This window comes from Lentimicrobium sp. S6 (genome assembly GCF_013166635.1).
In the GTDB taxonomy this organism is placed as follows: domain Bacteria; phylum Bacteroidota; class Bacteroidia; order Bacteroidales; family UBA12170; genus UBA12170.
This window is the reverse complement of record NZ_JABKBZ010000025.1, coordinates 29,412-54,110: the sequence shown is the minus strand read 5'-3', so window position 1 is coordinate 54,110 and position 24,699 is coordinate 29,412. Positions and strand designations below refer to the sequence as shown.

Here is a 24,699-nt window from a genome sequence, read left to right as displayed (position 1 = left end):
GGTAATTAGCTCAAATGAGACAGCATTCAATATACACATCTGAAATTCTAATTATACAGTAGGTTCATACTAATCTCTGTGGAATATTTGTATTAACCATGAGGAAAGTATTAGCTCGAACAAATAAGCAAAAAAAAAGCCGGCTCTAATTAAGAAACGGCTCTAAAATTTTATTTTACACCAATACTTTATTCATAATACATGCCACCTATTTTTGATAGGTCACGCATTGACTTGGTCAGATTAACCATATTCACCATTAATGACTTAGTCTCAGCCAATACATCTAAGAATAACTTTGTATTCTTAGCGCCTGTTTTATTCTTCTTCAAACGCTTAATCTGGGCCATAGTATAGCCATCCATATTACTCAATATACCCTCACTCTGTTTTAATAGGTCAGGAAGTCTTTGATATGAACTTTCAGTGATGATCTGAACAGCAGCATTCACAAACGATTCAATATCTTTGTTTAAGACAGATAAATCTTCTGTCTGCTTTGGACCTATAGGTTTATGATTATTATCAACATGCTCCAATGAAGGCTCTGTAATAAACATCAAATTGCGACCAATCTCTCTCATATAATCGAGAACCAGCGTGTAATACTGGGCAGAGTTTAAAGCATCATCATCAAGGCGCAAAATGACATTCTTAATATCACCTTTTGCTCGTTTTACTTTCTTATTATAAGATTTTGCTTTCTTGAAAGTATGACTTAATTCCTTTCTATTCTCACTTGCCAAGCCATCTACCATACCCCCAAACACGTCAGCTACTAAATGGAAAGAATCTGAGGCAGAAGATTTACATTCTAGATGAATATCTGAAACACTCACCGATTCTGCTAATTCGCTTACTTGTTTTTCTTCTTCTTGTGCATCCTCTGATTTTTTACCTTTAATATGAGATCTAATCACACTATAAGCAGCAATTAAAATAAACAACCCAATTACAATAAAACCACCTAGTTGTGATAAAAATGCCACCACAAAAGCAACAGTAAAAGCCGCCATAGCTGTAAAGAACCAACCCATTATTACAGAAATAACACCTGTAATTCTATAAACAGCACTTTCTCTGCCCCATGCATTATCAGCTAACGAAGTCCCCATAGCCACCATAAAAGTAACATAAGTTGTGGATAGAGGAAGTTTTAAAGAAGTTGCAAAGGATATCAATATACTAGCCACTACTAAGTTTACAGAAGCTCTAATCATATCAAATGCAGGTCTTTCCTCTCCTTCCAAAACCTCTTCAGCTCTAGAAGCATCAAACTGCTGCCTGATAAAGTCATTGGTTCTCTGAGGCAGAATACTGGAAACACGTTTATTAACACGAATTGCCGAACGAACTAATACTTTTGAAAACATTGTAGACCCAAATCGTTCAGTACCTTCATCTTGACGGCTTAAATCAACAGAAGTTTTAATAACTCTTTTAGCCTTTTTATTAAAATAAAGTGTAACTACCATCACTGCACCGGCCAAAATCAGAAATATAAATGGTGTTTCAACTTTGCCACCCAATCCAGTCATTAAGAAAGCATTTGGATCTGCTCCAGGGTTAGCGGCAAACTGCATATATGATTCGTAACCCGCCAAAGGAACTCCAATAAAATTTACTAAATCGTTTCCTGCAAAAGCCATTGCCAAAGCAAATGTACCTACCAGCACAATCACCTTAGAAATATTTATCTTAAACAGCCAAGTTATCATCTGTAGCAAGACCGTCCAAGCAGCAAAGCTAAAACCTATAATTAAAACAGCATTTACCTGAACCCACTCCTTAAGCAGCACTCCATCTGCCATTTCATAACTAGCATAAGGAGATCCCTTGAGCCCTTTTATTAAAATGAAGTATGTAATAGCTGCAATAGAGAGCCCTCCCCAAATAGAGCCATATAATTTCATTTTCTTTTTAAATCGGAAGGAGAAAATCAATCTGCTAATATATTGTATAATCGCTCCACTTAAAAAAGCGACCACAACAGATAACAATATCCCTGAAATAATAGCCAAAGCTTTACTACTATTAATGTAGTCAGAGACTGACAATCCACTATCGCCCATTACCTTCAATAAGGCAATAGCTACAGCCGCCCCTAATAACTCGAAAACAATTGAAACAGTTGTAGAAGTTGGCATACCAAAAGTATTGAAAGTATCCAAGAGAATGACATCAGTAATCATCACGGCAAAGAATATCACCATAATCTCTGAAAAATAAAACATTTGAGGATGGAAAATTCCTTTTCTGGCCACCTCCATCATACCCGTTGAAAATGTAGCCCCAACTACCACTCCCAGGGCCGCGACGAACATAATCACTTTAAAACTTGCCGCTTTAGAACCAACCGCAGAATTTAGGAAGTTTACAGCATCATTACTGACCCCCACTACCAAGTCGGATATTGCTAAGATAAATAGCACTCCAACAATTACAATATAAATACTCTCCATTTAAATATGTTTTTTTTGCAAAATAAACCATATTTAACTCAAGGAGAGAAGAACAAATATTATGATTGTATTAATTCAATATTAACTTAATGTTAACAGATTAAAGAAAAACTAAACTACTGCCCATTAGTGAGAGACTTCAAGGTAGAAATACTTATTCGCTTCCCATCTTTAAAAGCGACTACAAAAGCATCAATAAATCCTTTAGATCTGGCATAGTCTTGATAATCAAGAGCATTTTCATAATCATCGAAGCCAACGGCTATTAATTTATGCCATGGTGATTTTATATTAACCAAGATATTTTTCTCTATTCCATAGATCCCACTAAATACACCTAAAGGATAATGATCGTTTCGAACAGAAAGTATCTGCACTCCAATAAGTATACCTTCCGATGGAATACTTTGATCTAATCTTATTAAAGGGTAAACTTTCTCTAAATCTTCTTCACTAACTTGCTGCTCTTCCTTAACAAGTACTACAGACTGAGTTCTTGCAGCATAATTTAATGCCTCTTCTAAACTTATCCTTTCATTATCGCGATAAACGACAATAAAAGCATCTTCAATCCCATTAGTACTTCTTATGGTATTCCTTAACTCTTTAGCTCTCCACATTTTATCGTAATGACCAACTGAATATCTATACCACTCACCATCAAACCTCTCAAACACCCTGGACTTAATACCAAACTGTTCTTTCAACTCTTCAGGGCTTCTAGGATTTTTCGTTGCAGCTACTTGTACAGAGAAATTAATACCTGGCCAAACATCATCACCTTTCGAAGCCCAAGTCTCCTTCTCCATTGCCTCTTTCTCAAGCTCATGATTAATCTGGTATTCATGAGTTTTTTCAACTGCTTCATATTCTTCTACCAACTGCTTCTCACCATTACCACCTTCACCTGCTTGCCCATTCTCAACAGCAAGGTCTTGATTCTTACTAACAGACTCAGCTGATTCATTCTGACCTTCAGGAACAGCAACAACAGCACCTCCCACAATTGGAAGTTCCTTTTCTGTAGGCTCATAAATACTAGCATCGAGTCGATATTTGATGTTTTTTCGAGAAGCTTTTCTTTTAGAATCAAATCGATATACCAAACCTATGCTATTATAATTAATCATATCCATTTTTATTCCACCTGGCTTAGCATCAATCTCATCTGAAGACACCACATACAACATTCCAGATATACCAACCGAAATATTTTTTGTGATGAGATACTCTATACTTAAAGCACCCGGAAAACTCAAGGCACCATTAGAGTTTTCATCAACCAAATAAGTACCGTCGGGAAAAGGATTATCTGAATACAATTTTGAGTCCCAATTTATATAACCAACACCAAGGCTTGCTAAAATATTAATACGACTATCACCATACCGATGCTTAGTCAAAAGGTATATAAGATTAAAATCTACTAATGCATGCGCACCAAAAACAGTCCCTTCAAAATTACACTTGGCCGACTTCTTGTGACCACTAAGCTTGCCATATAAAAACTGACCTCTAACACCAAAAACAGGCGAAAACTCCTTACCCACATTAAGACTAAACATGGGCTGAATCTCACTGGGGGATTCAAAGTCCGGCACATAATCATACCTTTTGATATCACCAAAAAACACAGAAACACCACCTTCTCCAGAAACAAACCACCTATTTGGTTTTATTCTTTGACCATAGGTATCAACTGCAATCAGCATCGAAAAGACAACAAGTGATAGGCAACTCAGAAATAATTTATAATTCATAACTTTTTTCAAATACACGAGCATTATACGATTATCAATAATAAATTATTGATGCGAATATACTAAATTGGGTGATAAGCATAACATAAACAACTTACATTTTGACGAAAACAAAGATATACATTCTGAGTATATTATCTCTCGAGAACATCATTTTTTTTAACAACTTATTATAAATTGAAATTACAAATTATTAATTGTGGCGCAAAGCGATTTCTAAGCAAATATTAACAAACAAAACTTAATAAATATTATAGAGTATGTTCTCACAAAATTCACTGAAGAATATCTTTGTAAAAAAAAGATGAGATTTTTTAGCGTCATTCTATATATACTAATTCTATCTAGTATTGCTACTGCACAGATCGAGAATAAAAAGGTCAAAGCACAGCCTGGAGATGGAATACACACCCTACTCGAACGAAACGGAATTGACAGCCCAGAAATGCAAAAAGCCTTCATAAAGCTCAACGAAAAAAAGCTTAAGGACAACAACTATCTAATTATAGGTAAGGAATACCTGCTCCCCAATGCGAAACAATTAAGTTCTTCTAGAAGCTTTGATATTTTCGGGAGCAAATATGCACAAGTTAAATCCAAAAGTCAAGATTTAAAAGGAGCCGTTTTTTATGTAGTCGCAGGCCACGGCGGGCCGGACCCTGGAGCACAGGGAAAAAGAGATGGTCATACTTTAAGTGAGGATGAATACGCATATGATATCAGTCTTAGACTAGTCAGAGAATTAATTAGCCATGGAGCAACGGCATATATGATTACACGTGATAAAGACGATGGGATACGCGATCTGGCCTATCTACCTAATGATAAAGAAGAAACCATTTGGAAAAATCAGAAAATCCCATACGGCTCCAATAAGAAGCTTAGACAGAGAGCAAGAGCAGTTAACAAACTATATAAAACCAATAAAGGTAAATACCAACGAATGATGGTCATCCATATTGATTCGAGATATAAAAATCAAAGGGTTGATATTTTTGGTTACTATAGTTCAAAAAGTAAATCGGGAAAGAAATTCACCTCCAATTTAATTAATACTGTTGAAAAAAAATACAAACAACACCAACCCACAAGAGGATTTAGTGGAGTAGCCAAATCAAGAGACAATCTATACATGATCAAATACACAGACCCAGTAACCAGCTTTTTAGAACTAGGGAATATTCAAAACAGCCAAGACCAAATACGTTTTATTAAATACCAAAACAGACAAGCTATAGCCGACTGGCTAACAGCGGGATGCATTCTTGATTATAAAAATAGCAAACAAAACTAGCACATAAAATCAAGCTCAAAATAATCAAATTATAATTCCTAAATATCAATAGTAAAAAACTAAAAAAAGTGATTAATTTCGTAGGCGCTTAATGTTTTGATAATCACCTAAACAAAGCTTAAAAGTTTTTGCAAAAATATTTTGTCAATCAAAAACTTAATTGTATTTTTGCAGCCCGAATTTAGAAAATAAAGAATCAATAATATGTATTTAACAGCAGACATTAAAAAAGAGTTTTTCTCTGAGCATGGTAATAATGACATCGATACTGGAAGCCCAGAAGGTCAAGTAGCTTTATTCACTTTCAGAATCAAACATCTAACCGAGCATTTGAAATCTAACAAAAAAGACAAAGTAACTCAAAGATCTTTGGTTATTTTAGTAGGTAAGAGAAGAAAAATGTTAGATTATCTTAAGTCTAAGGACATTGAGCGTTATCGTAGTATTATTAAGACTTTAGGATTAAGAAAGTAATCTTTTATTCTAGATATCGCTACAATAATAACATAAAACGAAACCTTAAAGGCAATTCTTCAGATTGCCTTTTTTGGTATTTATCCTTATAAAGGAATTAATAATCATAAGAAAAGAAATTATGTCACAAATTGGGATCACGAAAAACATGACAATGGCAGATGGTACTACCATTTCCATTGAGACTGGCAAACTAGCCAAACAGGCTGACGGGTCGGTTGTTGTGAGACAAGGAAACACTATGCTTTTAGCAACTGTGGTTTCCAGCAAAGAGGCAAAAGATAACGTGGACTTTATGCCCCTATCAGTAGATTATAGAGAAATGTACGCCTCAACAGGTAAGTTTCCTGGTGGATTCTTCAAAAGAGAAGCTCGCCCTTCGGAACATGAAATACTAATTTCTCGTTTAATTGACAGAGCTCTTCGTCCACTATTCCCAGATGATTATCATGCCGAGACTCAGGTTCAGGTATTTCTAATCTCTTCGGATAAAACAGTGATGCCCGATAGTTTAGCTGCTTTAGCTGCATCTGCTGCTTTAGCTGTTTCTGATATTCCATTCCATGGCCCAATATCAGAAGTTAGAGTAGCTAAAATTGATGGCGAATATGTTGTAAACCCGATGTTCGATCAGGTTGAGAATGCTACAATGGATTTAATGGTGGCTGCAACAATGGATAACATCATGATGGTTGAAGGTGAGATGAAAGAGGTTTCGGAAGCAGAAATGCTAGAAGCCATGAAAATCGCTCACGACGCTATTAAAATTCACTGCCAAGGTCAAATAGAACTAGCTGGGGAAATTGAAAAAGCGCAGACAAAAAGAGAATATTGTCACGAAACAAGTGATGAAGATTTAGCTAAAGATATTGAAGAGAAGCTTTACGACAAAGTATATGCTGTTGCTGCTAAAGCATCCGCAAAACATGATCGTTCGGCTGCTTTCAAAGCTATAATTGATGAATATAAAGAAACTCTTTCTGAAGAAATTCTTGAGGAAAATGGTCCTTTAATTGGTAAATACTACCATGACGTTGAGAAAAAAGCGATTCGTCGTTTTATGCTTGATGAAAGATCTCGCTTAGATGGAAGAAACTTAGATGAAATCAGACCAATCTGGTGTGAAGTTGATTACCTTCCCATGACTCATGGTTCTGCTATATTTACAAGAGGAGAAACTCAATCATTAGTAACCGTTACTCTTGGAAACAAGATGGATGAACAAATGATTGATGGCGCTATCCTGGATGGAAAAAATAATTTCCTGTTACACTATAACTTCCCATCGTTTAGTGTTGGTGAAGCAAGATTTAAAGGCGGTACAAGCCGTAGAGAAGTTGGACATGGTAATTTAGCTTTAAGAGCCCTAAAACATGTTATTCCTCCAAAAGCAGAGGTACCTTATACCATTAGAATTGTTTCCGATATTTTAGAATCTAATGGTTCTTCTTCAATGGCAACAGTTTGTGGTGGTACTTTAGCATTGATGGATGCAGGTGTTGCTATCCCTAAACCAGTCTCAGGCATTGCAATGGGATTAATCTCTGATACTGAAACAGACAAGTATGCTATTCTTTCTGATATACTAGGTGATGAAGATCACTTAGGAGATATGGACTTCAAAGTAACAGGTACTAGAGATGGAATCACTGCTTGTCAAATGGACATTAAAGTAGATGGTTTGTCTTACCAAATTTTAGAGGAAGCTTTAGAGCAAGCGCGCGTTGGTAGACTTCATATTTTAGGTGAAATGGAAAAGACTATTTCTGAACCTAGAGAAGATTACAAACCACACGTTCCTAGAATTGAGAAAATCTTCATTCCTAAAGAATTTATTGGTGCTGTTATTGGACCTGGTGGAAAAATCATTCAAGAGATTCAAGCTGAAACAAAAACGGTTATTGTATTAGAAGAAGTAGGTGACCAAGGTGTAATTGATATTTCATCTAGTGATAAGGCTTCAATTGATGCAGCTATAGCATGGATTAAAGGCATTACAGCACAACCAGAAGAAGGAGAAACTTACGAAGGCAAGATTAAGTCTATCACAAGCTTTGGTGCTTTTGTTGAAATCATGCCTGGTAAAGAAGGATTATTACATATCTCCGAAATCAACTACGATAGAGTTGAAAATGTCGAGGATGTTTTATCTGCTGGCGATATGATTAAAGTAAAATTATTAGAAGTTAATAATGTTACTGGTAAATTAAAGCTATCAGCTAAGGCACTTCTACCAAAACCAGAAGGTTATGTAGAAAGACCTCCTAGACAAGATAGAGACAGAAAAAGCAACGACCGTGGAAGAGGAAACGGTGGTGGACGAGACAGAGATAGTAGAGACAGGGATAGAGGTTCACGCGATCGCAGAAGATAACGCAACCTATTTATGCTTATTTCGTATAATATAAGTTGATTAATTGAAATAAATAATTTGCTATGAGGCAACTAAAAATTACCAAGCAGGTAACCAATCGTGAGACTGCGTCATTAGATAAATACCTACAAGAAATTGGTAAAGTTGAGCTGATCACAGCAGACGAAGAAGTAGAGTTGGCAAAAAGAATCAAGCAAGGCGACAAGATAGCCCTTGAAAAACTAACAAAAGCCAACCTTCGTTTTGTAGTATCAGTATCTAAACAATATCAAAATCAGGGACTCAGTTTACCGGATTTAATTAATGAGGGTAACATGGGATTAATTAAAGCAGCTCAACGTTTTGATGAAACCAGAGGATTTAAATTTATTTCTTATGCTGTTTGGTGGATTCGTCAATCTATTCTTCAGGCATTAGCGGAACAATCTAGAATCGTTCGCTTGCCATTGAATAAAATTGGATCTATCAATAAAATAAATAAAGCTTATGCGCATCTTGAACAAGAATTGGAGCGCGAGCCAAAAGCATTAGAAATAGCCAAGTATTTAGAAATCACAATTGAAGAAGTAAAAGAATCACTAAAAAACAATGGACGTCATGTTTCAATGGATGCTCCTCTTCTATCTGACGAGGAAACCAATATGTACGACGTATTGAAAAATGATGAAGGCGTTACTCCTGAAACTGAATTACTTTATGATAGTTTACGTAAAGAAATTGACCGTGCAGTATCTACTTTAACTCCTCGCGAGGCTGATGTCATCCGCTTATATTTTGGACTTGGCGGAAGCCATCCAATGACTCTTGAAGAGATTGGTGAAAAGTTTGACTTAACTCGTGAACGCGTGCGACAAATCAAGGAAAAAGCAATCCGCAGATTAAAACATGCTTCTAGAAGTAAGATTTTAAAGACGTATTTAGGATAATTGCTACCTGCAATTGATTAAAAAACCAGAGTTAATAGCTCTGGTTTTTTTGTTTCTACACCATAATATAATATTTTTATCATCAAATTTGATCATAAAATATTCATAATCACTTAAAAAAAGGAATTGAATAACTATATTTGCTATCATATGAACATTTATTAATGAACAAACTTGACCTAAAATACCAAGCTCTTCAGGAAAAAATAGACAAGCTGACTGCAGAAAACAAAAGGCTTAGGCTACGTCCATCACTGCACAGTACCGAGGCTAATATATTTGAATTTATGAATATTAAAAGCGAGATGGCTAAAGCTATGTTAAAAGCAAAATCGGTGCAACATGTTTTTGAGATCAGCATTTTATACTTAACTAAAATTACTAATATTCATTCGATTGCATTTTTCCAAAGGAAGAATGAAAACCAAGATTTTCATATTCCAGAACAAAAATCCTGTCCTAAAAAGTTTTTGACTGAATTATCTGCTCAAAAAAAACCCTTGGAATACAGTTCATATTTTTTTCCTGAGAAGAATAAATATTACTACTCTAAATCAAATACCAAGCAACACGAAACAAATCCTTTTCATAGATATCTGGCTATTTATCAAACCAGAGTAATCCTTCCGATAATAAAGGATAAATCTTCTCAAATCTCCCTCCTCCTGCTATCCAAAAAAGAATTCACACATAGTCAATACTTCAAAATCGTAATAGAAAACATACAAGCCCAACTAAAAAGCTCTTTTAGTAGAATTATTAACCAAGAAAAATTACTTAATCAAGCTGAACATATAGAAGATTCAATAAAAGAAAGAGTGACAGATTATCAACGAATGAACAAGGAATTCATGAATCAAATTCACCAATCAAAAAAACAGGTGATGATGCTTACTGAAAAACTAAATTTATATCAGGGCATTGTTGAAAAACAAAAAGATATCATTCTTAGAATAAACAAAGAAGGTTCTATATTATTTCATAATCCAGCTTTAAAAAAAATAAATTTCATAGCAGGTGCAGATAAAAATAATATAATCAGCTACTTTGGGGAAGGTGATTTTCCAGGGTTAGCCCAAATTATTCATGATTTTGAGGAAGGTATCCAGCAAATCAATTGCGAAATCCAAGTTCAAATGGAACAAGCTGTTTGGTTTAATTTCTTCTTTACTCCAATAAAAAACAAAAGAGGACTTATTATTGAAATACAAGTTTCAGCAAGAAATATTAATCTCATAAAAACTCTTGAAGAAAAACTTAGAACCCAAAAGGCTATAGCCTTAAAAATGCTCAATAATACAAATGACATCCATTTTACCATAACCAAAAAAGGTGATTTTATTTTTCTCTCTGACAATTGGGAGAAAACTCTAGGTTATTCTCAAAATGGTTGTCTAAACAAGAACATCAGTGCATTTGTTCCAAAAAAAATAAATACCAATATTAAAAACGATATTCAAAGCATACTCTTAAAATATCAAGAAAACTATTCCTACAGATTAAAACTCAAAGATAGTACTGGACAAAAACTACCATTTAAACTAACACTATCCCCTATTTCTTCTTCTCGAGATTTAGTTAATTTCATATGTGGTGTTCTCACTCCTGAGTAGCAATACCTATGGCTAATCATCATGATTTTTATTTCCCTTCTGCCTTTAAATTACTTATCGTATACGAAAGTTACTCGCAAATAGCTTAAGGTTTTTCATTGCATCATGGGCACAATTATATCATAACAACTGATAACTTAGATTGGCTCATATTATTAGAAATAAAAAAGTCGAATAGAACTGAAGCCCTACCCGACCGAGAAATATTTCATCAGAAATATTATATTTTGACTCCTCTAGAACCAACCAAACATGATAGCGATATTTACAGAAAAGTTATCCAATGCTGAAGGAGATACAGTGATAGAATTTTTGGCATCTTGTCCATCTACAGCATATTCATATACAAGGTTAACATCATTAGTAAATTTATAAGAAGCCCCAACTGCCATTCTTAAATATCGTAACATATTAAATTCAACCTCTACACCTGGCTCAAATACCAAATAAAAATCCGAGTCATAGGAATAATTATAGTCATAATCGTAATCCCAATGGTATTTTTTGTTTTCTCTTGGGTTTAAATAAACACCTCCTGCTCCTAAAATAATTGGGAAACTAACATGAACAGGTGATTTAGGAAACAAAATGGGTTGAAAGAAAAGACCTCCATAACCACCAGCTAGAAAATAATCAGAATCCAATGCTGGAGTAGGCTTATCTAAATTATTAAAGAACCCTTTTCCAGCAAATCCAAATGCAAACTGATGATTAATAACCCATGCAGCACGTCCTCCTATCTCTAGAGCTGGTCTTGCGTCAATATCCGTATACCCAATGGTCAAGCCTAAATAACCTCCATGCTCAGTACGCCCATCTTTATTTGAAAATAAGGTTTTATACTCTTGTTCACTCTTTTCGTCTTGAGCATATACATTAACATTTATTCCAATAATTAATGCGATAACTACTAATTTAAAAAATACTTTTGCTTTCATAATTATTTATATTTAACATTTTAATTATCTATTGTTTAATTACACTTCCAGAACCGATAATCTCTGAATTTACAAGTGGATTTCCTCTATAATATATAGAACCACTGCCAAATATCTGAGCATCTAGGCCATCGCTAACTTGAACATAAATATTCCCAGAACCATCGGATTTAGCAGCACAATACTTCTGCTCAAAATCTACATATTTAATATTACCAGAGCCAAATATGCCCATAGTACTGTGGGTTCCTTGTCCATATAGTGTAATACTACCTGAGCCGTGAATTTCAGCATCTAGATTCTCTGTGAAAAGGTTTGCTATTAAATTTCCTGAACCATTTATTCGTAAATAAGTTTCAGAACAACTGGCAGTGGCTGTTATATCGCCAGACCCATCTACAACAGCAGAAAAAGAATCAGATTCAAATGCCTCGCTAAAGATACTGCCACTTCCTTTCAACTCCATTGCTTCCATTTCAGGAGTATATACGGTCAACTTCATAGAACGACGAGGGCTTATAGTCTCTCTACTATCAATGATTAGAGCTCCGTTTTTGATACTAGTTTCAATATAAGGAATAATATTTGATTCAGCCTCTATCACAACATAAGATATGGTATCTTTTATTATTGTAACTTCAAAACTTCCATTGTTGGCTAACTTTGAGAATCCTGACAACTCTCTTGTTTCTGTGCTAACATTATTGTTTCCTCTAATGAAGATCCCTTTTCTACAAGAAGTAGTTCCTAAACTAATAAGAATAGCTAAAATGATTATTAATTTTGTTTTCATGATATAATTATTTTTGTTTTTCAATTGCTAGTTTGATTTCTATATGTAAGTACAAATCAATATTTCAAGGGTTGCAATTTATTTCACATTTATAAATATATTTCCTTCTTCTGCCTGTATATTAAGGGGTACCACTTTACCAGAGCCATCCCCTCCCCATTCTATTTTAACACTTTTCAATCCTTTTTCTTCATCAATAATCTCTTCTGATTTTAAATATTCGCCAGTTGGATACTGGATAATTGGCGGATTAATAGCCCGAAAATCTAAGGCATAGGCCTGCTCATAAGATAGGCTTAAATGGATATCAGACTTATAAGTATTTAGGTAAAAACGATCCACCTCAGAATCGATATGACGAAAATGTAATGAGCCATACTTTTGCTTAATATCAACCTGATGATTGAGTTGTTTTATCTTTAAGAAAGTAAAATTCCCATTGCCATGAATAGAATTTAAACTCCCAATGTGATATTTATCATGAGAAGAGGCTAAGCTCAACTCATCCACTTCGTCTAAATAAATTTTTGAGGAGCGAGTATTGGTTTCTAAGAATTTACACTCTTCTATTTCTATCTCTGCATTTGCAGATTCTAATAATAATTGATCCACCCTATTGACATAGATATTCCCGAAAGATGATTTAAGTTTAGTTTTTCCAGTGAGTACATGAGCTTTGAAATCTCCATTGGAAACATCAACACTCAGTTCCCCCTCATAATCACCCATATAAACATTTCCATATTTATTCTTCACAATTAAATGGGCATAAGATGGAATATAGACTACATAGTTAATTCGAGAAGTAGTACTAGAGTTGAAAATCATCTTGGTTTTATCGGAGATATCTGTCCATAGGCTACTTTTACCTACTAAACTTGTTTCAACTACTATATAAAAGAAATTGCTTTTGAAATCCACATGAATAGCTGCAAATAGCTTCTCTGCCTTAGTCTCTTTGTTTGAGTTCACTTCTATGTCAACTTCAACTTTAACCGAATCCTGATCCCAATGAACAATTTGAACATCCCCATACTTGTTGATGATGGAAACTTCTATTTTCTCACTAAGAGGAAATACTTCCTTATACTTTGCGGTTTTCTGAAAATTCTGAGCAGACAGATTTCCTGCCATAGAAATCAGCATAACAATAACAGATTTAAATATCAGTTGTCTCATATCTATCCTCCTCATTATAGTTTGTACTTGGGTCAAGTTGGCTCTTCATTTCTTCTAACATTTTCAACTTTACTCTATAATTCATAATCATGGCCTCTATCACTTCCTCATCATTGGTTTGATCGTTAAGATCATCTTTGAGTTCTTCAAAAATACTTTTCAAATCCTCTAATTGTAGGTCAATTTCTTCATTAATGACTTCATCACCATCAGATAAAGCCACGATATCGGTTCTAACTAAATCTATCTGTTGTGTATAAAACATTTGCATCTCATAGAAATCATTATAAGAGGAATTCTCCGAATCTTCATAATTACTTTCATTGACTAATCTAGAATCAACAGTTCGATCAAATGAGAACAACTCATTGGCAGCAAAACCTACAGCAAAAATCAACATCGCCGCTATTGCCCTTGTAAAGATGGCCTTTGCTGACATCCGTATGACTTTGGGCTGTCTGGTTTCAATCTTTTCAAATAAATCTTCTCGTGGCACAAGATGATCAAATTCCTCTTTGTGATCTTTCACAAATTGTTCAAATGGATCATGATTCATAATAAACCTCCTCTGTTAATATTTCTTTTATCCGTCTTTTAGCTCTCATAAATTGACTCTTTGAATTAGATTCACTCATGTTTAAAATACTAGATATCTCCCTGTGGTCGTATCCTTCTAATAGATAAAGTGAGAAGATGAGTCTACTACCTTGCGGAAGTTGAAGCATTGCTTTTTTAATCTGCTCCACACTTAGTCCATCCTGATTTTCAGTCTCTGGTTTTGGATGTGGCAATTCTTCGCAGTATTGCAAATCTGGTTTTTTTCGCTTGATTTCGTTGATACAATTATTCACTACTATCCTTTTCAGCCAAGCTCCAAAAGTGCTCTTATAAACAAAGGTATTTAGTTTACGAAATGCATCAGAAAACGACTCCTGTAGCATATCTTCAGCATCCTCTAAATTATTCATCATTCGATAGCAAGTATTGAGCATAGCCTTACTATAAAGCTGATATAGCTCATACTGCGAACGTGAATCCCCTCGCTTACTTTTCTCTATTAAATCTTTATGAATCTGTAGATCCAAATCTCTGAATTTTATATTTCTCTAAAAATACGGAATTTCGTCCTAGGTCATTTAACAACCCTATACAAAAGAACAAAAGAAAATAGAAAGGGTTGCAATGAATTTGAAAAATAATGACAGTAAGAAACCATGGCGGAATGTTACAAGGAGAGAAGAAGATAATTTTCAATTGGGAATGCTAGCATAACTCTTCCATTCAATCATTTAAACCACTACTCATGCCATCATTTATTCTTCAGCCTAAAAGCAAAAGGTATGGCAATAAGAGCGAAAATAGGGGAAAGCATAAAACTTTTTTCTAGCCCAATAAAATCAGCCAATACTCCAATAAATAGGGTTGCAAAAGCCCCAAAAGCAAAGCTGATGGTCATAAAGACACCATTGGTGAAGCTGGGTCTTTCTGAACTCATATCTTGAACCAAAGCCAATAATACGGGCCCCGAACCAAACATAAAGAAACCAATCAGCACCAAGACGATCATATTCATCCAACCGCTTGTCAACACGAACAATAGCATCAAAACAGGAGTCATTAAAGCAATAATAATAAGTGTTTTTCTACGCCCTATTTTATCAGAGTAGCCACCCGCTAGCAAACTACCCAGAGCACCCGAAAACTGGAGGATGGATAAAGTATAGGCTGCAAACCAAAGACTTTCACCTTGGCTCACATAATAAGTGGGCAAAAAAGTGATCAGTAAAGCCTTGAGGAGTCCACGAGCAAAAGTATAACCCGTTATATTTAAATAAAAACCTTTGAGTTCAATCAAAATCTCTTTAACACTAATCTCTATTTTCTTGGTTTTGACTTCAATATGCTTCAATTTCCTAAGGCGGAAAAACAAGATAAATGAAGCTACCAAACCTGCAGGAATTAAACGATAAGTTCCTTCTATCCCCCACCAAGAAACGGCGGCTACAATAATAATTGGACCTAATGAACGGGCCAACTCTCCTGCCACCATATAAAAACTCATTCCCAAACCTACTCTATCACCACTCATCCGTTTGATTAACACTGGGCCTGGTACATGAAAAAAGGCAGCACTCCATCCCATCACAAACAAAAGAAAGGCTAATTGATACACATTCTGAGCCAGTCCAATCAGACTCATACAAATTGCTGTAATAGCAGGAGTAAATATAATAAAGTAGCGTAGGTCTTTTCGGTCTACCATTAATCCGATGATTGGATTAAACAAGGAGGCAATTCTTTGAATAACAGATAAGCCTCCAATCATAAAATAACTGAGGCCCAATCGTTCAATTAAAATAGGGAACAAAGGTGCCAGAAAAGCACTATAAATATCATGTAGCATATGAGCAGCACTAATATCAAGTACTTTTGCCCATCTGAATTTTTGCTTTTCTGGCATTTAAGATTATTGTTTTGGAGCTTTAATAACATGTCCCTTCCATCCATACCATGCTAAGTAAACATAACTTAATAATGGAACAAAGAAAGACAATTGAACACCAATATAATCGGCTAGTAAACCTTGGATTGGAGGAAGAATAGCTCCACCAACAATAAACATCACTAAAACACTAGAACCCTGGCTGGTATTATTGCCAAGCCCTTTAATAGCGAGCGTGAAGATATTAGACCACATAATTGAATTAAAAATTCCAATACCTAAAATAGCCCACATGGCTATACTTCCTTCTGTAAACATCCCCACCATCAATAATACAATTGGGAAAATAGCAAATACAGTTAAGGTCCTTGCCGCCATTGATTTTCCAAATATAAAACCAAAATAGTTTAGTACTAAGAAGCCTAGGTAAGGTGCTATATCAAGAAAGTTAATACTATTTCTGGCATCAACCACAAAGAAGATGACTGCAAAAGCAATTAAAGAAACAACAAACATTAATGGGAATTTCTTTTTAGATTCCATTTCACTTAATGAAATAGCGCCTAAGAAACGGCCAATCATGGCTCCTCCCCAATAAAAGGCAATAAAGGCAGAGGCTGCAGATTCAGACATCCCAGCGATATTATCGAGGCCAATAAAGCTCACTAAAATACTACCAATAGCAACTTCAGCTCCCACATAGAGAAAAATAGCGATGGCACCATACTTTAGGTGTGGGTATGCCAATGCCCCTTTTCCTGTACTTTCTTTACTCACCTCCTGTTGAATTCTTGGCAATGGTATCATTTTAATAATCACCAACAGAATTAATAGCATTGCAGTTAACATTAAATAGGGCTTGATTACAGAATCAGCACCTTCTTGTCCTACATTGAAATATTCGAAAATTAAGAATCCTCCAATTACCGGTCCGATAGTAGTACCAAATGAATTAAAACCTTGAGAAAGATTTAATCGAGCAGAGGCTTGTTTTTCAGGTCCTAAAATAGCCACATAAGGATTAGCTGCAATTTGCAAAACAGCAAAACCAAGGCCAAGCACGAATAATGCAGAAAGAAAAAAACCATACATATGAAATTGTGCAGCAGGGTAGAATAATGCCGTTCCAATAGCCGATACTAATAAACCCAAGAGAATTCCATTTTTGTATCCTATTTTATTGATAGGGTCCCCGGATGTTTTTGAAATAATAAAATAGAGGAAGCCTCCAATAAAATAAGCACTAAAAAATGAAAACTGGATCAACATAGCTTGGAAATAAGTTAAGTCAAATACATTTTTCAAGTGAGGAATAAGAATATCATTTAAAACAGTGATAAACCCCCACATAAAGAAAAGGGACGTGAGTACAGATAGTGAGAAACCGTAGTTTGTTTTAGTTTGTTCCATAATTATTAATTTTCAGAATGAATATGATTGTTGTTGTCTAGTTTTTCAGGTTCGGACTTAGACTTGGGGGCGGTGTAAATTTTCCAAATTAGATACCCTGCTCCAAATACAAAATGGGCTATGACAATGCCCACGATTAAATATACAAATGACTTATCGCTCATTTTTGATTTTCAGGTGGTAAAAATAATCAAATACATGAAATAGGAAGGAAACATTTGAAATAAAAAACACAAATTCGCCTAAAACACATCCACCTACAGATTGAAAAGACCTATTTACGTATTAGGCATTGCAATGGAGAGTATTTCCTATTATTTTTGAATGATAATAAGGCAACGATATTAAGAATTAGTGAGTGTTTATAGTTTATGCGCGAGGCAGTTATTGAGAGTAACTGCCTTTTTTATTTTCAGAAATATGAGTTTAATCGTTGGTTCTCCAACAACAGGTTCAAGCACCCAAAGAAAGATATTGACTTGGATTTTTTGTTTCAACATCGTTTAATTCAAGTGGCTTATCTTTAAAGATATAAGGAACACTCACATAAAAAATAGTTCCTTTTCCCTCTTGAGATTGTACTTGAATAATACCTCCCAATAAATCCACGAAGTTTTTTGCTGATGACAATCCTATTCCTAGACCTTCATATAGTACTTCGCCATTCTTCTTCCAAACCTTACTGAAATTATTATAAATAGTGCTCAATCTATCAGAAGCAATACCAATACCTGTATCACTAACCACATACTCCAAGTAATTATCGTAAAATTCGATATTTAACTCTATGCTACCTTCTTTGGTAAACTTAAAAGCATTGTCGATTAAATTCTCAAGAACTTTATGAAGCATTCGAGGATTGGAGATAAATTCTTTACTCAATAAATCCTTATTGGTTTTGATTCGCATCTCAATTTCACCTTTATATAAGGCTTGTTTTTTATACTGATACTCCTCAAAAATTTCGAATAACAACTGATACGGATCAATAACCTCTTTAACAGATTGAGATTTTTTATTGAATTGCAAATTAGCTACTTCAATAACATCCTCTATCAATTCAGTTAAATGATTGGAAGCCTGGGTGATTTCATCAATAAATTCATTTTTTTCTTCCGGACTAAAGCCTGGATCCTTTAACAAACTTGAAAAACCAACAATGGCATTCATTGGCGTACGAATCTCATGAGATACATTTGCTAAAAATGCTCCCTTGAGGCCATCTACCTCTTTATCCTTAAATTTTAATTCTTCCTCGAGGTCCAAAATTCGTTTCTCGAGTGTTTTTACATAGTTTTCATTAATCATAGTTAATTCCCCCTAACTATTAATATCGTTTCCACACAAAACGTAACCCAAAAGTCCACATTTTTTTTGCTTTCTCTATATTAGGTCCTATTAGTTATCAACAATAGAATCCTAATAACTATTAACAAATGAGGCACTTGTTAACAAAGCATATTTAAATATTTGCATCTGATAATGTGGTCTGTTTCTTCCACTTCTGAGAAATATGCTAAACCTCATCTACAAACATTGAAATCGCTAATCATTTAGCTTAATTTTATACATTAATAACATATGGATAAAAATAACAGCTCTTTTCTTATTTTTTAACTGGAATCCAAAGCATTGTATTCGTGCAACTTAAGCAAGAGAAACAATCTTTTACAAAAAATAATTCCTTTTTTAGGGTTACGTTTTTCCATTTTTAGGTATTAATAAGTGATAGGAGAAGTAAAAAAGAATAAGCATTATGAAAAACACCAAACTATTTTTAGCATTTTTTAGTCTAATATTGACAACGTTATTTTCAATAAATAGCTATGCGCAAACGGATAATTACTCATGTAATGTTATTTGTTTGAATCAACCTGACCACATTATGGGTGGAGTTGAAGTTGATTTATTCGATAGTAATAACGAATTTATCGCAACCACCTATACTAATTCCGATGGATATTTTTTCTTTGAAGATTTGATGATTGGGGAATCATATACAGCAAAATTTGAATATGATGCAGAAAACACATATGTAGATTTAGCTGATGCTTTTACTGTTCTAAGTTATCTTTATGGATATATTGAGTTTGATGAAATTCAAATGATAGCTGCAGATGTAACTGGGGATGGACAAGTCACAAGTAGTGACTTCTGGACCTTACTATTCAATTACTATATTATGGGGCAACCTTTACCAGTTGGCGATTGGTACTTACCTGATTGGAATTTTGAGATCAATGAATTAAAGGCAACCGGGGGTCCAGCAGGAACAGTGGCTAATGGCACATTAAATACTGAAAACGGAGATGATAAATCTGTATTCAATGCTATGATGACCTACACATCTATCACTGAACTTAGCAATGAAGAATTACTAGTTCCCATATATTTTACAGAAACCATCAATACAAATGGAATAGGAATCGTTTTAAATTATAATGATGAACTCATAGATGTTCTAGCTATAGAATCAAGTATAGAAGGTTTAGAATATAATATTGTAAATGATGAAATTAGAATTGGATGGACTGGACAAGAAACCTACAAATTTGACTCCGAAACAGCTGTTCTAAATATAAGAATTAAACAAAAGACTGATATTAGCGTGGAGCAAATAGAGCATTTTGAAATCGTAGAAGGCACACATATATTAGACAATAAAGGTCAAATACTACCTTATGTTAACTTTTCTTCCGTTCAATTCAAAACAACAAATCAAAACATGATGAGTAAGCTTGCTACAGCTTATCCAAATCCATGTAACGAATCATTCAGTATTCATTTAAATACCGATAGTAAAGTTGAAGTTAAAATATACAATACAGTTGGTCAAATGGTTGAAACCTATTATTCAACAGTAAGTAACCAAGAACTTCAAATCAATACAAGAAATTTACGAGGAGGTTTATACTTCTATCAAATAAATTATCAATCAAAATCAGTTCAAGGATCTATAACGGTCCGTAAATAGTCGCGTGTGTACTTTGCACTTGTACAATTTTTACACTATCTCAAAAAGGGACATATTCTATAGTCCCTTTTTTTCTATTTTAGCAAAAAATATTCTATGAGGTATTTCATTGTATTGATTTTTATTCACTTAGTTTTCTTCAACGTTTTTGGGCAATTATCTCCTAAACAAAGAAACTCGAAAAACAATCCTTTGACCAATAATATTGATGAACTTCATTTACATTTGGCCGACTCCATTATCCTTAACAATGCCAATTATAAAAGCAATATTATCAACTACCTTAATTCTATTGACAAATACAATGTGAACGATTACCGTACTCACATTGAAACCATATATAATAGGTTTGCAATAAGCAACCATAGCGATAGGCATCTATTAACCAAAGCAACGCAATTAAAAGCCTTGTTGAGTTATTACGACCGGAATTACATACAGGCTATTTCTGAATTCAAAGACTACTTTCATCTATACAAGGAATATTATAAGAACGATACTTCTTTTGCTTATGAATATTCAAAATACACAAACTGCTATCGTAAGACAAATAGAATGAAAGCATACTTTGCTTACATTGATACCGGACTTCAAATAGCCAATAAAAAGAAATACCCAGGATCTGACCAAGCCCAATTCTATTATATGTTGTCCATTCATTATTCTTCTAATAGAATCAATGATTCTTCAAGGTTTTATCTTAAAAAAGCCATTCGAGGATTCGATGATTCTAAAAAAGATGACTATAGAATAAAGTATATGGTTTACAAACAAATAGCATATGCGGAATTATATAGTGACAATTTAGACCTAGCAGAAAGCTACTTTAACATTGCTGAGGAATTTCTATTAAAATTCGACCATAAGGAGACTGAGTTAGCTCTGCTACTTCGAGACAAATCTTCTACTTTAATGCTAAGTAACCAATACACTCAGGCTATTAAACAACTAAAAATGGCCTTACACATCTACAGCTCAGATTCCCATTCGAGCAGGGCCACAAAAGCCAATATCAATAGATATATTGGATTATCATATAAAGGTCTTGGTAAGATGAAAATAGCCATTCAATATTATAAAGAATCGCTAAGCCTCTATCCTGAAAGCAAGAACATGGCTTACAGAGATTTAGCTGATGTTTTTTTTTCCTTAGAACAGAATCACATTGCAGACTCTCTATATCAAATATCTTTAGATTATTATCTGAGTTTAAACGATCCTCAAGCATTCCAACTTTCTCAGACCTATTATGTTTATGGTCAATTTCTTATTGAGCAGAAAGAGGATGTTTCAAGGGGAGAAGAATATTTAAAAAATGCCATTACCAATTGGTATCAACAATATAATGGTCCCTCATTTTATTTAAGTGCTCCTCTCAATATACTTGGAGCTCATTATTTAGAAATAGGGGAAATAAATCAAGGTCTTGATAGCTTACAGTCTTCACTTTGCAGCTCCTCCGATAGGTTCAGTAATTATGATATTTATGTGAATCCAAGAGCAGATGAAATCCCAAACACCCCCGATTTTAATAACGCCTTGGCTTGGAAGGCATATGGCCTCTATTTATTATATCTAAAGACCAATGATATAACAGATTTAGAAATGTCATTCGACACCTACAAACTCTACATATACTGCGTCAACGAATTAAGAAGAAATTATGATCAGATTGAAAGTTTACAATCTAGCAAACAAAATCACTATGTTTATAACCAAGCTATAGATGTGGGATATATTCTGTATTCTAAAACTAATGACGCAAATGTAATATCTGAGATTTTCAATTTCATTGAAGGAAAGAAATCCTTTACACTTTATCAATCATTAAATATTCTCGAAAAGAAAAAGCTATTAAAGGTTCCCAAGCGTTTAATTAAAAAAGAATTGGATTTAAAGTCTCAAATGGGAAGGATTGAGGAAGAAATAAAAGTAGAAATCAGTTTAAACAATGAGCCTAAAACCATCAAAGAACTAGATCAGAAAGCCTACCAAATTAGCTTGAGTTTAGATAGCATCCAAAAAGAGTATAAAGAAAACTATTCCAGTTTTTATAATCTAAAATATGGTTTTAAGGAATTAAGCATGTGTGATATTCAGAAAAAAGCACCAGCAAATACTGCTTTTATTAATTATTCTATTAGTGACAGCTTACTGAATATCATCACCCTAAGTCATGAAGAAGTTAAGCTTTACACTGAGCGCATTGATTCAAGTTTTTTTCAAAACATAGAAAACGTTGTCAAACTGCTAAAAAAAGTAGATACGGATAATAGCTACGAGGAATTTGTTACTTTTACTAAAAGCAGTCGATCACTCTATCAAAAACTCATTAAACCTATTGAAAAGCAGATCGAAAATAAAGATCTTATTTTTATTCCAGATGGACAATTAAGCTATATTTCCTTTGATGTATTGCTCACTGAGGATGTTAAAACGGAAAGACCCGACTACAGAACCCTACCTTATCTCATCAAAAAGCATAAATCAAATGTGGCTAACTCCATGCAGATCTACTTTAATATGAGGTCAAGGGAAACAAAACCAAACGATAAGGTTTACGCATTTGCACCTTTATATCAAAACAATAAAAAACAAGATTCCGTCCCTGAAGAATATAACTTTTTACGCCCTTTAGATTATGCTAAAATGGAAGTAGAAAGCATAGAAAGAAATCTAAAAACTAAAACTTTTATTGGTTCAGAAGCTTCGGAAGAGATTTTTAAAACAGAAGCAAAAAATGCAGGAATCCTTCATTTAGCTATGCACACCCAAATCAATGATGAGGATCCTCTTTATTCGAAACTACTATTCACCTATAACCAAGAAACCAATTCGGGTCTGGTGAATACCTACGAACTATTAGGACTCGATTTAAATGCAGAATTAGCTGTTTTAAGTGGATGTAGCACTGGCGATGGAGCCTTGCAAAAGGGTGAAGGAGTTATGAGTTTAAGTTCTGGTTTCCAGTTTGCTGGCGTACCAGCTATCATTATGAGTCTTTGGGAAGTGAACGATAGGTTTGGCGCTCTGGTGATAGACAAGTTTTATCAATATTTGGCAAATGGTGACAAAAAAAGCCAAGCCCTTTACAGAGCCAAGGTAGAAGTATTGGCACAGGGTAATGCGTTATACGCTCATCCATATTATTGGGCTGGATTAACCCTGATGGGTGATGATGCCAAATTACAATTTGTACAAAGGAAAAGATGGGATATGATAATTCTTGGTAGCACCATATTATTAGCCCTTGGAGTTTTCATATTTCAAAGAAGAAAAAAATGGGCGGCCTAAAACAAATCAAAACCTTATTGGATTCAAAATATGAAGCCTATTGTAATGAGGAATTTATTGCATTAGATCCTATTCAAATTCCTCATTATTTTTCAAAAAAAGAAGATATAGAAATAGCTGGATTTTTAGCCTCTTCCATAGCTTGGGGTCAAAGGCCAACTATTCTAAAGAATGCTAAAAAGCTAATGCAGCTGATGGAATTTGAACCTCATTATTTTATTATGAATCACAGCCCTGCAGATAGGATCGGATTTAGCGATTTCCGGCACAGAACTATGTTACCCGAAGATATTCTCTTTTTTATTGAAAGCCTTCAAAACATCTACCAAAATCATAATGGATTGGAGACTGTCATCAATAATGGATATAAAACCGGAGGAATTAAAAGAGGATTATCTGAGCTTCATGAGGTTTTCTTTTCTATTGATCATCCCCTAAGAACACGAAAACACATTTCTAATCCTGAGAAAAACTCGGCTTCGAAGCGATTAAACATGTTCCTGAGGTGGATGGTCCGAAAAGACCAATCTGGAATTGATTTTGGAATATGGAAACAGATCTCTATGGCAGACCTTTTGCTTCCTTTAGATGTGCATACCGCTCGTAATGCTCGTGAGCTCGGTTTACTCCTGAGAAAATCAAATGATTGGAAAGCTGTTGAAGAAGTGAGCCAGAATTTAAAGAAATTAGATCCACAAGATCCAATAAAATACGACTTTGCTCTTTTTGGGATGGGTGTTTTTGAAAAAGATCTGTGAATTTTAC

Annotated in this window: 18 protein-coding genes; 8 read left to right on the top strand and 10 right to left on the bottom strand. The window is 34.4% G+C overall.

The features are described from left to right. Positions 1 to 188: 188 nt before the first annotated feature. Both HNS40_RS10150 and HNS40_RS10145 read right to left on the bottom strand, forming a co-directional pair. Positions 189 to 2,462, bottom strand: a complete 2,274-nt coding sequence (locus tag HNS40_RS10150; RefSeq protein WP_172280381.1) for an inorganic phosphate transporter — start codon at positions 2,460 to 2,462, stop codon at positions 189 to 191. Between the two features lie 116 nt (positions 2,463 to 2,578). Then, complete coding sequence (locus HNS40_RS10145) at positions 2,579 to 4,222, bottom strand: SPOR domain-containing protein (RefSeq protein WP_172280379.1); 1,644 nt, start codon at positions 4,220 to 4,222, stop codon at positions 2,579 to 2,581. Positions 4,223 to 4,526: 304 nt separating this feature from the next. Between HNS40_RS10145 and HNS40_RS10140 the strand changes: the two genes are divergently transcribed. The 5 genes from HNS40_RS10140 to HNS40_RS10120 all read left to right on the top strand — a co-directional run bounded on the left by HNS40_RS10140 (position 4,527) and on the right by HNS40_RS10120 (position 10,903). Further along, entirely contained in the window at positions 4,527 to 5,516 is a 990-nt protein-coding gene (locus tag HNS40_RS10140) for an N-acetylmuramoyl-L-alanine amidase (protein ID WP_172280377.1), read from the top strand. A gap of 204 nt (positions 5,517 to 5,720) precedes the next feature. Then, the gene (gene rpsO, locus HNS40_RS10135) at positions 5,721 to 5,990 is read left to right on the top strand and encodes a 30S ribosomal protein S15 (protein WP_172280374.1); all 270 of its coding nucleotides are present in this window, start codon (positions 5,721 to 5,723) and stop codon (positions 5,988 to 5,990) included. 121 nt (positions 5,991 to 6,111) lie between these two features. Beyond that, positions 6,112 to 8,364 carry a polyribonucleotide nucleotidyltransferase gene (gene pnp / locus HNS40_RS10130; protein WP_172280372.1) on the top strand — a complete coding sequence of 751 codons (2,253 nt, stop codon included), beginning with the start codon at positions 6,112 to 6,114 and terminating at the stop codon, positions 8,362 to 8,364. A gap of 62 nt (positions 8,365 to 8,426) precedes the next feature. Beyond that, positions 8,427 to 9,290, top strand: a complete 864-nt coding sequence (locus tag HNS40_RS10125; protein WP_172280370.1) for an RNA polymerase sigma factor RpoD/SigA — start codon at positions 8,427 to 8,429, stop codon at positions 9,288 to 9,290. Between the two features lie 164 nt (positions 9,291 to 9,454). Beyond that, positions 9,455 to 10,903, top strand: a complete 1,449-nt coding sequence (locus HNS40_RS10120) for a PAS domain S-box protein (RefSeq protein WP_172280368.1) — start codon at positions 9,455 to 9,457, stop codon at positions 10,901 to 10,903. Between the two features lie 236 nt (positions 10,904 to 11,139). Here HNS40_RS10120 and HNS40_RS10115 read toward each other — a convergent pair whose 3' ends face one another. From HNS40_RS10115 to HNS40_RS10080, 8 genes are all read right to left on the bottom strand, one after another. Continuing rightward, positions 11,140 to 11,841, bottom strand: coding sequence for a hypothetical protein (locus HNS40_RS10115; protein WP_172280366.1), 702 nt, complete (start codon positions 11,839 to 11,841; stop codon positions 11,140 to 11,142). Positions 11,842 to 11,869: 28 nt separating this feature from the next. Continuing rightward, positions 11,870 to 12,634, bottom strand: coding sequence for a head GIN domain-containing protein (locus HNS40_RS10110; protein WP_172280364.1), 765 nt, complete (start codon positions 12,632 to 12,634; stop codon positions 11,870 to 11,872). A gap of 78 nt (positions 12,635 to 12,712) precedes the next feature. Continuing rightward, the gene (locus HNS40_RS10105) at positions 12,713 to 13,813 is read right to left on the bottom strand and encodes a hypothetical protein (RefSeq protein ID WP_172280362.1); all 1,101 of its coding nucleotides are present in this window, start codon (positions 13,811 to 13,813) and stop codon (positions 12,713 to 12,715) included. Further along, positions 13,794 to 14,369, bottom strand: a complete 576-nt coding sequence (locus HNS40_RS10100; protein ID WP_172280359.1) for a hypothetical protein — start codon at positions 14,367 to 14,369, stop codon at positions 13,794 to 13,796. The genes HNS40_RS10105 and HNS40_RS10100 overlap by 20 nt, the downstream gene beginning before the upstream one ends. Next, positions 14,359 to 14,898 (bottom strand): RNA polymerase sigma factor, encoded by a 540-nt coding sequence (locus HNS40_RS10095; RefSeq protein ID WP_216663734.1) that lies wholly within the window; start codon positions 14,896 to 14,898, stop codon positions 14,359 to 14,361. The genes HNS40_RS10100 and HNS40_RS10095 overlap by 11 nt, the downstream gene beginning before the upstream one ends. A gap of 224 nt (positions 14,899 to 15,122) precedes the next feature. Beyond that, entirely contained in the window at positions 15,123 to 16,274 is a 1,152-nt protein-coding gene (locus tag HNS40_RS10090) for an MFS transporter (protein ID WP_172280357.1), read from the bottom strand. A 6-nt stretch (positions 16,275 to 16,280) separates the two neighbouring features. Further along, positions 16,281 to 17,666 carry a sugar MFS transporter gene (locus tag HNS40_RS10085; RefSeq protein ID WP_172280354.1) on the bottom strand — a complete coding sequence of 462 codons (1,386 nt, stop codon included), beginning with the start codon at positions 17,664 to 17,666 and terminating at the stop codon, positions 16,281 to 16,283. A gap of 453 nt (positions 17,667 to 18,119) precedes the next feature. Next, positions 18,120 to 18,974 carry a sensor histidine kinase KdpD gene (locus HNS40_RS10080; RefSeq protein WP_172280352.1) on the bottom strand — a complete coding sequence of 285 codons (855 nt, stop codon included), beginning with the start codon at positions 18,972 to 18,974 and terminating at the stop codon, positions 18,120 to 18,122. A 448-nt stretch (positions 18,975 to 19,422) separates the two neighbouring features. Between HNS40_RS10080 and HNS40_RS10075 the strand changes: the two genes are divergently transcribed. From HNS40_RS10075 to HNS40_RS10065, 3 genes are all read left to right on the top strand, one after another. Next, positions 19,423 to 20,640: a T9SS type A sorting domain-containing protein gene (locus tag HNS40_RS10075; protein WP_172280350.1), complete on the top strand. Its 1,218-nt coding sequence runs from the start codon at positions 19,423 to 19,425 to the stop codon at positions 20,638 to 20,640. Positions 20,641 to 20,736: 96 nt separating this feature from the next. After that, a complete protein-coding gene (locus HNS40_RS10070; protein ID WP_172280348.1) occupies positions 20,737 to 23,934 on the top strand; it encodes a CHAT domain-containing protein in 3,198 nt (1,065 codons plus the stop codon). After that, complete coding sequence (locus HNS40_RS10065; protein WP_172280345.1) at positions 23,922 to 24,692, top strand: TIGR02757 family protein; 771 nt, start codon at positions 23,922 to 23,924, stop codon at positions 24,690 to 24,692. Before HNS40_RS10070 ends, HNS40_RS10065 begins: the two co-directional genes overlap by 13 nt. Positions 24,693 to 24,699 lie beyond the last annotated feature (7 nt).

Excerpts from the sequence above, each read along its gene's own strand:
- pnp (WP_172280372.1), top strand. The coding sequence starts at position 6,112 with ATGTCACAAATTGGGATCACGAAAAACATGACAATGGCAGATGGTACT.
- HNS40_RS10070 (WP_172280348.1), top strand. The coding sequence starts at position 20,737 with ATGAGGTATTTCATTGTATTGATTTTTATTCACTTAGTTTTCTTCAAC.
- HNS40_RS10125 (WP_172280370.1), top strand. The coding sequence starts at position 8,427 with ATGAGGCAACTAAAAATTACCAAGCAGGTAACCAATCGTGAGACTGCG.
- HNS40_RS10075 (WP_172280350.1), top strand. The coding sequence starts at position 19,423 with ATGAAAAACACCAAACTATTTTTAGCATTTTTTAGTCTAATATTGACA.
- rpsO (WP_172280374.1), top strand. The coding sequence starts at position 5,721 with ATGTATTTAACAGCAGACATTAAAAAAGAGTTTTTCTCTGAGCATGGT.
- HNS40_RS10065 (WP_172280345.1), top strand. The coding sequence starts at position 23,922 with ATGGGCGGCCTAAAACAAATCAAAACCTTATTGGATTCAAAATATGAA.
- HNS40_RS10115 (WP_172280366.1), bottom strand. The coding sequence starts at position 11,841 with ATGAAAGCAAAAGTATTTTTTAAATTAGTAGTTATCGCATTAATTATT.
- HNS40_RS10140 (WP_172280377.1), top strand. The coding sequence starts at position 4,527 with ATGAGATTTTTTAGCGTCATTCTATATATACTAATTCTATCTAGTATT.
- HNS40_RS10085 (WP_172280354.1), bottom strand. The coding sequence starts at position 17,666 with ATGGAACAAACTAAAACAAACTACGGTTTCTCACTATCTGTACTCACG.
- HNS40_RS10080 (WP_172280352.1), bottom strand. The coding sequence starts at position 18,974 with ATGATTAATGAAAACTATGTAAAAACACTCGAGAAACGAATTTTGGAC.
- HNS40_RS10090 (WP_172280357.1), bottom strand. The coding sequence starts at position 16,274 with ATGCCAGAAAAGCAAAAATTCAGATGGGCAAAAGTACTTGATATTAGT.
- HNS40_RS10150 (WP_172280381.1), bottom strand. The coding sequence starts at position 2,462 with ATGGAGAGTATTTATATTGTAATTGTTGGAGTGCTATTTATCTTAGCA.
- HNS40_RS10100 (WP_172280359.1), bottom strand. The coding sequence starts at position 14,369 with ATGAATCATGATCCATTTGAACAATTTGTGAAAGATCACAAAGAGGAA.
- HNS40_RS10105 (WP_172280362.1), bottom strand. The coding sequence starts at position 13,813 with ATGAGACAACTGATATTTAAATCTGTTATTGTTATGCTGATTTCTATG.
- HNS40_RS10110 (WP_172280364.1), bottom strand. The coding sequence starts at position 12,634 with ATGAAAACAAAATTAATAATCATTTTAGCTATTCTTATTAGTTTAGGA.
- HNS40_RS10145 (WP_172280379.1), bottom strand. The coding sequence starts at position 4,222 with ATGAATTATAAATTATTTCTGAGTTGCCTATCACTTGTTGTCTTTTCG.
- HNS40_RS10120 (WP_172280368.1), top strand. The coding sequence starts at position 9,455 with ATGAACAAACTTGACCTAAAATACCAAGCTCTTCAGGAAAAAATAGAC.